The organism is Spirochaeta thermophila DSM 6578 (assembly GCF_000184345.1).
In the GTDB taxonomy this organism is placed as follows: Bacteria; Spirochaetota; Spirochaetia; order Winmispirales; family Winmispiraceae; genus Winmispira; species Winmispira thermophila.
Window position 1 is genome coordinate 1,115,269 of sequence record NC_017583.1, and the last position, 12,203, is coordinate 1,127,471.

Consider the following 12,203-nt stretch of genomic DNA (forward strand, 5'->3'; position numbering starts at 1 on the left):
ACGTGCTGGACCAAGAGTACCTCATCTTCCCCCAACGGGGCAAGGGAGACCTCTTTACCCCCTGCGGGTTGGTGACGATAATGTGAACAATGAAGTACGACGTGGTGCTCACCGGCCTGCAGTTCACCGAATACGCCCTTAAGCCCCTCGCCTCTGGGCCCTCAGCCTTTGCCCGCGCCCTCGACCTCGCCCGCCGCCTCTCCCCCCGCCTCCACCTCCTCCTCCCGCCCTCCCACCCCCCCCTCCCCGACGGTGCCCCCACCCCCCTCCTCGCCCCCCCCACCCAGCGCGGCCTCGCCGAAGCCCTCGCCACCCTCGCCGCGCACACCGACGCCGAGGCCTTTCTCATCCTCCACGCCGACGCCCCCTTCACCCACCACGGCCTCGCCACCCGCCTCCTCGATCAGCACGAACGTTACTTTGCGGACTACACCTTTGCCGAAGGCCACCCCGACGGGCTCGCGCCCGAGGTGGTCTCACGCCGTGCCCTCTCGGCGCTCACCCGGCTCGCAGGCGACGAACCTGTCACCCGCAAGGACCTCTTTCCGATCCTCCAGAAGGACATCAACGCCTTCGACATAGAGACCATCCTCTCGTCGCACGACGCCCGGCTCCTCCGCATCCCCCTCTTCGCCGACACCCGCCGCACCCACCTCCTCTGCGACCGGCTCGCCGCCCTTCCCCTCTGGGACAAGGACGCCGACGAGATCACCGCCTACCTCCTCTCCCACAAGGAGCTCCTCCGCACCCTCCCGGCCTACTACCAGGTGCAGATCGTGCGCGGTTGTCCCCAGTCCTGCGCCTACTGCCCCTATCCCCTCAAGGAGGACGTGCGTGCGGTGCGTGCCTTCATGGAGCCTGAGCGCTTCGCCGGCCTGGTGGACCGCATCGCCGCCTTCTCCGACGATGCGGTGATCGGCCTCTCCCTCTGGGGCGAACCCGGCCTTCACCCCGCCATCGCCGAACTCGCCGCCCATGTCCTCGCCCACCCGCGGCTCTCCCTCCTGCTCGAGACCTCCGGGATAGGCTGGGGCCCTGCGGCACTCGAACGCACCGCCTCCCTCGATACCACCGGCAGGCTCATGTGGATCGTCTCCCTCGATGCCGTAGAGCCCTCCCTCTATCGGACCCTCCGCGGCGACGGGCTCGAGGAGGCCCTCCGCACCGTCGAGACCCTCCACCGTATCGTCCCGGCCCACACCTATGTCCAGGCCGTACGCATGAAGGAGAACGACGCCCACCTGCGCACCTTCTATCAGACCCTCACCGACCGCGGGTACAAGGTGATCTTCCAGCAGTACGACTCCTTCTGCGGTAGGCTCCCGGACCGCATGGTGGTCGACATCTCGCCCCTCACCCGCATCCCCTGCTGGCACCTCGCCCGGGACATGGTGATCCTCTTCGACGGCACCGTGCCCCTCTGCCGTGAAGACCTCGATGCGGCGCACGCCCTCGGCAACGTCTGGGAGGACGAGCTCGAGGAGCTATGGGAGCGGGGGAGGCCGTGGTACGAACGTCACGTACGGGAGGAGTATCCCGAGCTCTGCGCGAGGTGCACCGAGTACTTCAACTTCAACTTCTAGAGGGATGCGCATGACCGTACCGTACACCGTGGTAGGAGAAGGATCAGGCACCGTCCCGAACCACTCGGGCCTCACCGTGGCCCTCATGGTGCGCGGGCTCCTCGCCTCGCGGGAGGACCTCGCCCGCACCGCCCGACGGGTGCAGCCGGCCCGCATCCTCTTCCTCGAGGAGCGGCCCGTGCACTACGATGTGGATGCCCTGGTGAGCACGTACCCAGAACTCCGTGTGCTCTACTTCAAGGAGCAGGTCTCCCGGGGGCAGATGGTGGAGGTGGCCCTCTCAGAGGCCGCCACCGATTACGTGCTCGTACTCGATGGGCCGGTGCACGATCTCAGGCTCCCCAGGCGCCTTCCCGTGCCTGAGGAGGATGTGGTGGTCTCGGTCCCGGCCTTACGGTTCGCAGGAGAGCCCCTCCCCTCGGTCTACGCCCCTGCCTTCTCCCGGCGGCTCCTCAAGGTGCTCCCCTTGGGCAGGCCTGCAGGGGGGACTCCCACCATCCTCATGCCCGGCTACACGGGGCTCTATCGTCGTGACTTGGTGGAAGCCGTGGGCGGGTTCGACCCCGAGATCCCACATCCCTACTGGCAGCGGCTCGAGTTCGCCTTCAGGTGTTTCCTCTTCGGCTACAGGCTCCTCTACTACCCACACGTCGAGGTGGAGCTCTTTTCCCAGCCCGCACCGGAGGATCTCACGCCCGACAGTTCGTCTTTCAGGTTTTTCCTCAAGGTGCTCGCACCGAGGAGGAAGGAGGGGAGGATGCACCTCTCCCTGTGGAGGGCGCTCCACGCAGGGATCCGGGCAGGGGTGGGGTGGCAGCGGGCCGTGAGGGAGTTCCGGGATGTGCGAAGGTGGCTGGAGGAGACGGAGGGCCTCTTCCGACAGGACGCCGTCACCCTGGTGGCCTCCTGGGAGGTGGAGGAGGTATGACGGGCATCTTCCTCCAGGCCAGGATCGACTCTTCGCGGCTTCCGGCCAAGGCCCTCCTCGCGCTGGGGGGGAGGACCCTCATCGAGCACGCCATGGTGCGGCTGAGGCGGGTGCCGGCCGATGTGTACGTGCTGCTCACGGATGAGGCGAGCCTTCCTTTTCTCGCTCCCTATGCCCGGGCCCGTGGGTTCGCGGTCTTTGCAGGGCCGAGGGATGATGTGCTCGCACGGTACGTCATGGCGGCCAGGGCCTATGGGGTGCGTACGGTGGTCCGTGCCACGGGCGACAACCCGCTCGTCTCTGCGGTGGCGGCCTCGGCGGCGCTCGCGCTCCACCGGCGGGAGGGGGCCGACTATACGGGGTTCAGAGACCTGCCGCTGGGCACGGGGGTGGAGGTGGTGAATGCGTCGGCTCTCTTCCGGGCCGCGGAGGAGACGGTCGACCCTTACGACAGGGAGCACGTGACGCCGTACGTGCGCCGTGGGGAGGGGGGGCTGGTGGTGAACCTGGTCGACCCGCCTCCCTCGTGGGCTGCGCCGCACCTCAGGGTCACGGTGGACACCCTCGATGACTTCCTCTTCGTGTGTCGGATCATGAGCGAGGATCCGGATGTGGAGATCGAAGACCTGGTGGCGAGGTGGGGGGGGAAGGCGCGGGATGCGGTGGTGGAGGGGGTGCGGTGATGGGGGTGAGGGTGGTGTGTGTGGCCCAGGAGGGGAGGGGGGTGGGGACGGGACACAGGGTCAGGATGGAGCGGCTCGCGGAGGGGCTTCGGAAAGAGGGGGTTGAGGCAGGGGTGCGGGTGTGGGATGGGGGGAGGTGGGAGGGTGAGAGGGGGGAGGTGGTGTGGGTGGTGGATGTGCGGCGGTCGGGGCGTGGGTGGGTGAGGGCGCTCAAGGAGGAGGGGGTGGTGGTGGCGCTCGATCCGGATCCCGTGCTCGCCCGGGAGGCGGATGTGGTGCTCGCAGGGTTGCCGCAGGCGCACCGGGAACGGGTGAACGTGCGGGTGGCGCCGGTGTGGTGGGAGGTGCCGCGGCGGGAGGGGAGGGGGCGTGAGATCCAGCGGGTTCTGGTGAGCTTCGGGGGGGAGGATCCGTGGGGGCTCACGGAGTGGGTGTGCGGTCTGGATGAGGGGGTGTGGGGGGGGTGTGAGGTGGAGGTGGTGGTGGGGCCGAGGTTCGGGAGGGAGGTGCGCACGGGGTGGCGGGTGGTGCGACCTTCCGGGCCGCTCCACGAGCGCCTTGGGGACTACGATCTGGTGATCACCTCGTTCGGGCTCACGGCGTACGAGGCGCGGGAGGCGGGGGTGGGGGTCCTGCTCCTCAACCCTACGGCCTACCACGCGGGACTGGGGAGGCGGGCGGGGTTTGCGGGGGGGCGGCCGGGGCGGGGGTGGGTGAGGCTGCTCGGGCGTGTGCTGAGGGGCGGAGAGGAGGGGGTGTGGGGGGAGGGGGCGGGGGAGGAGTGCGGTGGAGGTGGTGAGGGGGGTGGTGGAGGGGTGGGGCGGGGTGGGGTGTCCGGGGTGTGGGGAGCGGGGGAGGCGGGCGGTGTGGCGTGGGGAGGAGAGGACGGTGGTGCGGTGTGCGGGGTGTGGGTTGGAGTATGTGCTGGGGTTGGGGCCGGGGGAGCGGGAGTACGGGCCGGCCTACTTCTTCGAGGAGTACCGCGCCCAGTACGGGAGGACGTACCTGGAGGATTTTGCGTCCATAGTGGAGCGGGGGAGGGAGCGGGTGAGGGTCCTGCGCAGGTGGGTGCCGGAGGGGGGGAGGGTGCTGGATGTGGGGTGTGCGTATGGGCCGTTCCTGGTGGCGGCGAGGGAGGGTGGGTTTGTGCCGGCGGGTCTGGATGTGGGGGAGGATGCGGTGGCCTATGTGCGGCAGGAGCTGGGGGTGCGGGCGTGGGTGGGGCGGTTCGAGGAGTGGGAGGAGGAGGGGGAGTGGGATGCCCTCACCATGTGGTTCGTGATAGAACACTTCCGCAGGCTTTCGGAGGTCCTCGACAGGGTGGCCCGCCTCCTCAAAAAGGGAGGGATGTTCGCCTTCGGCACCCCGAACGCGCGCGGCCTCTCCTGGCTCCTCAGGAGGGATCGCTTCTATCGGGAGAGCCCCCGTGATCATCACCTCCTCCTTTCGGTGGGGGTGATGCGCCGTCTCCTCGGACGGTGGGGGATGAAGGTGGTGGCCGTGAGACAGACAGGCCTCCACCCGGAACGTATCCCGGTCCTGGGACGCCTCTTTCCCCCGGGGACGCTGAGATGGAGGATCACGGGCCGGCTCCTGGGTCTCCTGGGGCTCGGTGATACTATCGAGATCTATGCCAAGAAGTACAGATGAGTGTCCCCTCCTCACATCCTCATGCGAGCTGAAGATGTGCCGATTCTTGGAGTAAGAGGTGTAGTGTGGGAGGGGATCATGGAAGACCAGAAGACCGTACTCATCCTCGGTGCAGGGGTCATGCAGCTTCCCGCGATCAAGATCGCCAGGCGCCTGGGATGGAGGGTGGCTGTGGCCGACGCCGACCCCTCTGCCCCAGGGGCACGGCTTGCGGATCTCTTCTTCCACGTCGATCTCAAGGATACCGAAGGGCTCCTCGCTGCAGCCCGGAAGCTCGCTTCAGAGGGAGGGCTCCACGGTGTGTTCACCGCAGGCACCGACTTCTCCACGAGCGTGGCCTACGTGGCCGAGAGGATGGGGCTCCCGGGCATACCCTACGAGGTGGCGTTGAGGGCCAAGGACAAGGCGCTCATGCGGGAGCACCTCCACCGTGCGGGGATCCCGGTACCCCGATATGCGGTGCTCTCACGTGAGGAGAGAGCGAACCGCCTCCTCGAGGAGGGACGTCGCATCCCCTTTCCCCTCGTGGTGAAACCTGCGGACAACATGGGGGCCCGTGGGGTGCGGCTGGTGAGAGACACTCCTGAGCTTGAGGAGGCGGTCGAGAGTGCTGCAGCCTGTTCCCTTTCGGGAAAGGTGGTGCTGGAGGAGTTTCTCGAGGGTCCGGAGTTCAGTATCGACGCCGTGGTGTGGCAGGGAGAGGTGCACATCTGCGGCGTCGCCGACAGGCACATCTTCTTCCCTCCTTATTTCGTGGAGATGGGCCACACCATGCCCACGGATATCCCGCCGTCGGTGAGGGCCGAGCTCGAGGAGGTCTTTGTCCGGGCCGTGAAGGCCTTGGGGATCACCGAGGGTGCGGCGAAGGGCGACGTGTTCTACACCGGCCGCGGCCCTGTCATCGGCGAGATCGCGGCCCGCCTCTCGGGCGGCTACATGTCGGGGTGGACCTATCCCTATGCCTCGGGGGTGGATGTCACCGAGGCCGCCCTTCGTATCGCGGTGGGCCTCCCGCCGGGAGATCTTTCCCCCCGGTGGCAGCGGGTGTGCGCCGAGCGGGCCTTTCTCTCCATACCAGGTGTGATCAGGGACATAGAAGGCTTCCACCTCCTCAGGCTCGAGCCGGGGGTGAAGAAGACCTTCCTCAGGATCTCTCCCGGAGACAGGGTACGCTTCCCGACAAACAATGTGGAGAAGTGCGGAAACGTGCTCGCTCTTGGGGGGACTCGGGAAGAGGCGGTCTCACGTGCAGAAGAGAGCGTGTCCCGGGTGAGGCTCGTACTCCTCCCCGGAGATGCGGAGACCTCCTCCTTCCTTTTCGAAGACACCTCGTTCCCTTCCGCCTTCAGTCTCGATCCCCAGGAGGAGGTTCACCTCTCTCGTCTCTCGTCTTTGTATCGCAGCTTACCTCGGGTTTCTCCTCCTTATCGGGTGAGGAAGGTGGGTCTGAACGCCTATGTGGACATCCTCCCCCTCAGGGTGAAACAGGATCGGGATTGGTATTATCACACCATAGGGGAGATCCTGGAAGAGATGGACACATACCTCGCCTCGGTGTCTCCTCTCCCGTGGATTCTGGGGCGGGACTTCTGGGCTGCTCTTCTCAAAGGTGGCTGGCAGGGCGCGAGGTGGTACGTGGACACCCTGCGCGGGGGGGTTGATCCGAGAACTCTGGAGCCCGTGGGATGAAGAGAAGGGTCCTTTTCCTTATCGTGTTCCTCGTTTCTCTCGTTGCCGTGTTCGGTCAGGAAGGGAATGCAGGTCCGGAAACGTATCCACTCTTCTCCTTCCTCCATGATGTAGGGGGCCATCTCTATTGGGATCCCCTTGGGAGGAAAGGCCTCATCTCCACATCCTCCCATATACTCTCCTTCTCGCTGGAAAGCCCCGTAGCCTACCTGGATTACCGTACCCCTGTGAAGGCCGCATTCACCGAACGGAACGGCACGATTTTCCTCACCGACGAGACAAAGGATCGCCTTCTCTCCCTCCTCGAGGAGGAACGGGGCCCCCGGATCGCCGCGATCATCCTCGATCCCGGACACGGGGGCAAGGATCCGGGAACCATAGGCACCCACGCCCTGTCCGATGGGAAGAAGCTCGTGCTCCAGGAGAAGGACGTGGTGCTCTCCATCTCCCTCCGCTTGAGGGAGCTTCTCGAGAATGCGTATCCCGACAAGCGCATCTTCCTCACCAGGGAATCCGATCGCTACCTCTCGCTGGAAGAGCGCACTGAATTCGCCAACACCGTACTGAGCGACTATCGGGAGGATGCCGTTCTCTTCATCTCGATTCATGCGAACGCCTCTCTCAATCGAAAAGCGAAAGGCTTCGAAGTGTGGTATCTTCCCGAGGACTATCGCAGGACGGTGGTGGATCCAAAGGAGGTCGAGGCGGAGGAGGTCTTTCCCATCCTCAACAGCATGAAAGAGGAGGAGCTCTTCGTTGAGGGCGCCCTCTTGGCCCGGATGATCTCCGATGGCCTCGATGCAACAATAGGGAAGGTGAGTCCCAATCGGGGGCTCAAGGCCGAGAAGTGGTACGTGGTGAGGAACGCGCGGATGCCTGCGGTTCTGGTGGAGGTGGGATTTGTCACCGAACCCGAGGAGGCAAGGCTGCTCTCCTCCCCTGCCTACTTGCAGGATATCGCGAGGGGCCTCTATAATGGCGTCGCCCGATTCATAGAACACTATGAATCGCTCTCATTCTGATGTCGTGCAAGGAAGGATCCGTGCGAAGGAACATCCTCACGAGGTCTGAGTATGCCCTCGCAGCGTATATCGTGGCATTCGTCCTCTCCGTCTTCCTCTACCGGGTATTCCCTCCCGAAGATGTACGGGTGGTGACCTTCTTCCCCGGGGTGATCACGCCGCGCCTCGAGGGCGAGGTACACTACCTCCCCCGGGAGGAGACGAGGGAGGAGCAGGTGGAGGAGTTCATCCGGCACCTCTTCCTCGGCCCCAAGGAGGTGACACACACTCCTCTCTTCACCCACGACACACGTATACTGAGCCTCATCGTCACCGACACCACGGTCTATCTCGATCTCAGCAAGGAAGCCTTTTTCTCCACGGAGAGATTGCAGGTGTCGTTCCGTCAGAGTCTGGAGGCCCTCAGGAAGAACGTATTCTTTAATTTTCGATATATAAAAGAAATGAATATAACGATCGAGGGTCAGCTTCCCTATGAGTCGCCCTTCCTCGGCGATCTGGAGAAGGAAATGTGAAATTTTTTTTTGTCTTTGCCAAAAAAACATTGACAAACCAAACGTGATACGTATAATTCTAATTAGTAAGCCTTTATGAAAAAGGAGCACGGGATGAAACGGATCTTTATGCTTTTGGCGATGAGTCTTCTGGTTCTGGGGAGTCTGCAGGTCCTTGCAGAGGAAGCTGTCCTTATAGATTTTTCCACCCTCACGCCTGATTATCCCGCGGATAATCCCACGGAGAACAGTGCCACCCTCGTGGACTACAGTGTCTCTGCGGGTGCAGGGTTCAGCGAGGAGGATAAGGCCCTCATGAAGACCTCGCTCGCGGTCAACAACTGGGAGGTCCACCTCAACTCTTCGGCCAGGTTCGTGGTCACCGAGGTGAACTCCTATGTCAGAGAGGCGAGGGTGAAGGACACGGCTCCCAAGTACGCCGGAGAGACGGTGATGGGCGTGCGGGTGAGCTTCCCGGATACCCCCTACAACGCCTGGGCAATCGTCCAGCCGCCCTTCGAGATTCCCGCCTATGCGGACAAGACCGAGGTGAACCCTGACGGGACCCTCAGCGTGCCGCAGGAGGAAGTAGGAAAGGGGACCAAATTCCATGGATACGGGGTGGTCACCAACGTGGGTGTCCTGAAGTCGGTCCATGTGAACGTCCGCGGACTCAACTTCCCACAGGGCCTCTCTCTCATCCTCCAGGATCAGAACGGTGAGCAGCAGGAGATCTTCCTCGGCTATCTCAACTTCGATGGCTGGAAGGAGCTCGTGTGGGAGAACCCGAACTACATCGAAGATGTGAGGAAGCGGGAACTCAAGACCTATCCTCTCTATCCCAACCTGCGGCCTCTCGTGAAGCTCATCGGGTTCAGGATCTACAAGGATGGGAGCATGGCGGGTGGTGATTTCATCACCTACATCAAGGATGTCCGCGTGGTCTACGACAAGGCGGTGCTCGATCTTGAAGAGGACATCGATCACGAGGCCATCTGGGGTATCCTCCAGTCGAGAGAAGAAGCGCGTAGAAACGCCGAACTCCGCAGGCTCGGGAACCTCCAGGTGCTCCGCTATCTCGAGCGGAAGAAGATGCATGCCGAGGCCGGTACGGAGGCCGGGGCCGAGACGCAGACCCAGTGAGATAGTCCACGATCGGAATACGCGAGATCGGTATCCGACAGCCACCCCGAGGGGTGGCTGTCTTTGTGTGCGTCCGGGAAACGGGCGGTTTCTTTCTCTGGACAAACCACTGAAAGGTGGTATACTGGGAATATGTCGGGATGGGTTACGAACGTGCTTTCAGTCTCAGCGTTCAGGGATGAAACCGAGGTATACGATTTCATACGGCAGACGGTGAGGCCCCCCCGGGGAGGCGGACCGGGATCGTTCGCTCCTCTCATCGAGTTTTCGAATCTGAGGGACGATGGACATACCCGTTCGGGTGTCCTCGATGTGGAGTACCTCAACCTCAGTGTGATCTACAAGCATGATCAGGTGCGCCTCGTCTATCACTTCCTCACCTCGTGGAATTTCTTCGCCCTCAACATCGACCTCTTCATCCCCTCCTTCCAGCATCTCCAGATCCTCCATCTTGCAATGGATCCTTCCTCTGGTGTGACGAGGCTCACCGGATACCAGGGGGGGAAGGTTCTCTTCGAAAAGGAGGTGATGAGGGATCTGGGAAAGATGTATCTGGAAGATCTGGAACGACTCCCCTCATCGGGGCATGTCGCTTCCCTCTCCTATGCCCAGATCGCCTCCATGAACCGTGAGCAGTTCCGCCTCTTCCTTTCCTATTTGAGGCAAGGTCGGCCTCCCGAGGGGGGACCTCCTTCGGAGATAGGGTGATGCTTCCCGTCAGGAACCCGCGTGTCCACCGATGTGGAGAAATTGCCCTGAATTGCAAGCCGATGTGTGCTATGTTGTAGGGTAACATCCCTGATCTTAGGAGGCCAATGATGAGAAGGTATGGTGTTTTCTTGGTGGTCTTGTGCCTCGTAGGAGGCATGGTTTTCGCCCAGGATACGGGTGGACCGATGGAGGCGCTCATGGCGCCGGGTGATTTCGGGATCTATGCAGGGGTGGGGTGGGGTTTCTTCTGGGGCGCCGTCGATGTCTCGGGTGGGGTGGAGATGATCTTCCATCAGATCGATCTCGGGGAAAAGGTGCCCCTCACCTTTGGTGGTGCCGCACGGATCTCGTACTATGGGTGGACTGATGACTACTGGGGAGACGACTATCACTACGCCTACCTTGGAGGAGGGGTCTTTGCGACCGCCCATCTGGGGTTCACCGAGGAGAGCGCCCCTGAAAACTTGAAGTTCCTCGCGAACACGGACTGGTATGTGGGGCTCGGCCCGCAGTTTGCTTCATACTCGTGGGGATGGACAGGGGACCGGGAAACCGAGTTCAGGATCGGACTCGGGACGCTCGGTGGTGTGAGCTACTTCCTCACCCCCAACTTCGCGATCAATGTGGAAGGCGGCTACTATGGGTGGTACGGTTCAGGCCTCATCGGAGTGCTCATCAAGTTCTAGGCCTTCCTCCGGAGACGCAGAGCCCACCCCTCCGGGTGGGCTCTGCTCGTCTACAGCCGTTTTCTCCCGACGTGGCGGAGGGCCCGGAGGAGGCGGGCGTTGTCGCGGGCCGTTCTCGTCCCTATGCGTATGTAGGAAGGAAGGCCGAAGGACGAGCAGTCTCTCACCAGCACTCCATGTTCCTGGAGGGCTGCGGTGATCCCGGAAGAATCTCCCACGCGTGTGAGAAAGAAGTTGCACTCCGAGGGTATGGTGGGATATCCGAGGGACTCGATGGCGTGCCGGAGATCGCGGGCGAGGTTGTGCGTGGCCCGCCATTGCCTGGTGAAGACATCCGTGATCCGGATGGCGGCACGTCCCGCTTCCTGGGCAGGGGTGTTCACCGACCAGGGGGGTTGCGCCTTCCTGAGGGTGGAGATGATGTCCGGATGGGCGACGATGTAGCCCAGGCGCAGGGGAGTGAGGAGATAGTCCTTGGTCATGGATCGGAGTACTGCAAGATGACCGCTCCGCACGAAGGGTTGGAGCGGCGAAAGGGGGCCTGAGGGGAGGAAGTTGGCGTACGCCTCGTCGAGGATGAAGAGCGTGCCCGTCGATTCACAGACCGAGAGGACTTCGCGCACCTGTTTGGGGGAGAGGTGTGTGGCGGTGGGGTTGTTGGGGCTGCCGATCCAGAGGAGCCGGGGGCGGATCCTACGGATGTCGTCCTCGAGACGTTCCGGTTGGAGCACGAAGAGGTGTGTCTCCTCGAGGCGATGATGGTGGACACGTGCTTCCATGAGCAGCGCAGCCCGCTCGTATTCCTGATACGTGGGAGACACGATGAGGACGGAATCCCCCGGTGAGAGATAGCAGAGGGAGAGCAGGAGTATCCCCTCGGAGGTACCGTTGAGGGCCATCAGCCAATCGCTCGGGACGCACAGATGGGTGCTGAGGGCGTCGACGAGGAGGGCCGCGGCGGTGTCCGGATACGCGTGACGTATGCCCCGGATGACCGCACGCCGTATCACCCGAGGGATGGGGAAGGGATTGAGGTTCACGCTGAAGTCGAGGAGGCGTGAGGATCCTCCATGGAGTCCTCCGTGGATGATCCGTGGAACGTCCTGGAGCGCCTTGCGAGGTGTGATGCTCATACGCCAACGATACCACAGGGGAGATGTGATGGAAATACGGGGGTGGTCTTCATTCGCGGATGGGGATATACTCCTGTATCGTGAGGAGAGTGCGGATCGTCCTTCTCCTGATGCTCACGGCAGGATCGGTGGCTGGCCTCGAGGGTATCACTGGATCTCCGTTCACCGACAAGGGGCGTCACTTCTGCATGGGAGCGGGGCTCACCCTGCTCGGTGGAGGCATGGGAGGGCTTTGGGATGGAACTGGGCTCCCTCTGGGTGTGGGGATGGGGATCGGTGCGGCGATCGGGAAAGAGGTGTGGGACGGGCTCTCGGGGGGCGATGTGGAGTGGCGGGATGTGGTGGCGACCTGGATGGGGGTGGCCTGGGCCGCCTGTGCATGGGGAATGTCCGAGGGGGATGCCCGACCGGATGGTCTCGCCCTCATGGGGGGTGTACTGGTCCTTACCGCGGCTCTGTGGTAAACCTACGAGAAACGATA

The 12,203-nt window shown here is 63.1% G+C and carries 12 protein-coding genes; 11 read left to right on the forward strand and 1 reads right to left on the reverse strand.

What is annotated here, in order from left to right:
* The first annotated feature begins 89 nt into the window (after positions 1 to 89).
* The 10 genes from SPITH_RS05015 to SPITH_RS05060 all read left to right on the forward strand — a co-directional run bounded on the left by SPITH_RS05015 (position 90) and on the right by SPITH_RS05060 (position 10,589).
* The gene (locus SPITH_RS05015; RefSeq protein ID WP_014624618.1) at positions 90 to 1,583 is read left to right on the forward strand and encodes a spiro-SPASM protein; all 1,494 of its coding nucleotides are present in this window, start codon (positions 90 to 92) and stop codon (positions 1,581 to 1,583) included.
* Between the two features lie 10 nt (positions 1,584 to 1,593).
* A complete protein-coding gene (locus SPITH_RS05020) occupies positions 1,594 to 2,511 on the forward strand; it encodes a glycosyltransferase family protein (RefSeq protein ID WP_014624619.1) in 918 nt (305 codons plus the stop codon).
* Positions 2,508 to 3,194, forward strand: coding sequence for a cytidylyltransferase domain-containing protein (locus SPITH_RS05025; protein WP_014624620.1), 687 nt, complete (start codon positions 2,508 to 2,510; stop codon positions 3,192 to 3,194). Before SPITH_RS05020 ends, SPITH_RS05025 begins: the two co-directional genes overlap by 4 nt.
* Positions 3,195 to 3,980: 786 nt before the next feature.
* Positions 3,981 to 4,844 (forward strand): class I SAM-dependent methyltransferase, encoded by an 864-nt coding sequence (locus tag SPITH_RS12735; RefSeq protein ID WP_052296262.1) that lies wholly within the window; start codon positions 3,981 to 3,983, stop codon positions 4,842 to 4,844.
* 78 nt (positions 4,845 to 4,922) lie between these two features.
* Positions 4,923 to 6,533: an ATP-grasp domain-containing protein gene (locus SPITH_RS05035; RefSeq protein ID WP_014624621.1), complete on the forward strand. Its 1,611-nt coding sequence runs from the start codon at positions 4,923 to 4,925 to the stop codon at positions 6,531 to 6,533.
* Positions 6,530 to 7,555: an N-acetylmuramoyl-L-alanine amidase family protein gene (locus SPITH_RS05040; RefSeq protein WP_014624622.1), complete on the forward strand. Its 1,026-nt coding sequence runs from the start codon at positions 6,530 to 6,532 to the stop codon at positions 7,553 to 7,555. Before SPITH_RS05035 ends, SPITH_RS05040 begins: the two co-directional genes overlap by 4 nt.
* A 20-nt stretch (positions 7,556 to 7,575) precedes the next feature.
* Complete coding sequence (locus SPITH_RS05045; RefSeq protein WP_155816510.1) at positions 7,576 to 8,070, forward strand: GerMN domain-containing protein; 495 nt, start codon at positions 7,576 to 7,578, stop codon at positions 8,068 to 8,070.
* Positions 8,071 to 8,163: 93 nt separating this feature from the next.
* Entirely contained in the window at positions 8,164 to 9,192 is a 1,029-nt protein-coding gene (locus SPITH_RS05050; protein ID WP_014624624.1) for a flagellar filament outer layer protein FlaA, read from the forward strand.
* A 132-nt stretch (positions 9,193 to 9,324) separates the two neighbouring features.
* Entirely contained in the window at positions 9,325 to 9,900 is a 576-nt protein-coding gene (locus SPITH_RS05055; protein WP_014624625.1) for a hypothetical protein, read from the forward strand.
* 158 nt (positions 9,901 to 10,058) lie between these two features.
* On the forward strand, positions 10,059 to 10,589 hold the full coding sequence (locus SPITH_RS05060) for a hypothetical protein (RefSeq protein ID WP_245523456.1): 531 nt from the start codon (positions 10,059 to 10,061) through the stop codon (positions 10,587 to 10,589).
* Between the two features lie 50 nt (positions 10,590 to 10,639).
* Here SPITH_RS05060 and SPITH_RS05065 read toward each other — a convergent pair whose 3' ends face one another.
* Positions 10,640 to 11,722 carry a pyridoxal phosphate-dependent aminotransferase gene (locus SPITH_RS05065; protein ID WP_014624627.1) on the reverse strand — a complete coding sequence of 361 codons (1,083 nt, stop codon included), beginning with the start codon at positions 11,720 to 11,722 and terminating at the stop codon, positions 10,640 to 10,642.
* Between the two features lie 80 nt (positions 11,723 to 11,802).
* Between SPITH_RS05065 and SPITH_RS05070 the strand changes: the two genes are divergently transcribed.
* Positions 11,803 to 12,186, forward strand: coding sequence for a hypothetical protein (locus SPITH_RS05070; RefSeq protein WP_245523457.1), 384 nt, complete (start codon positions 11,803 to 11,805; stop codon positions 12,184 to 12,186).
* The last annotated feature ends 17 nt before the right edge of the window (positions 12,187 to 12,203 follow it).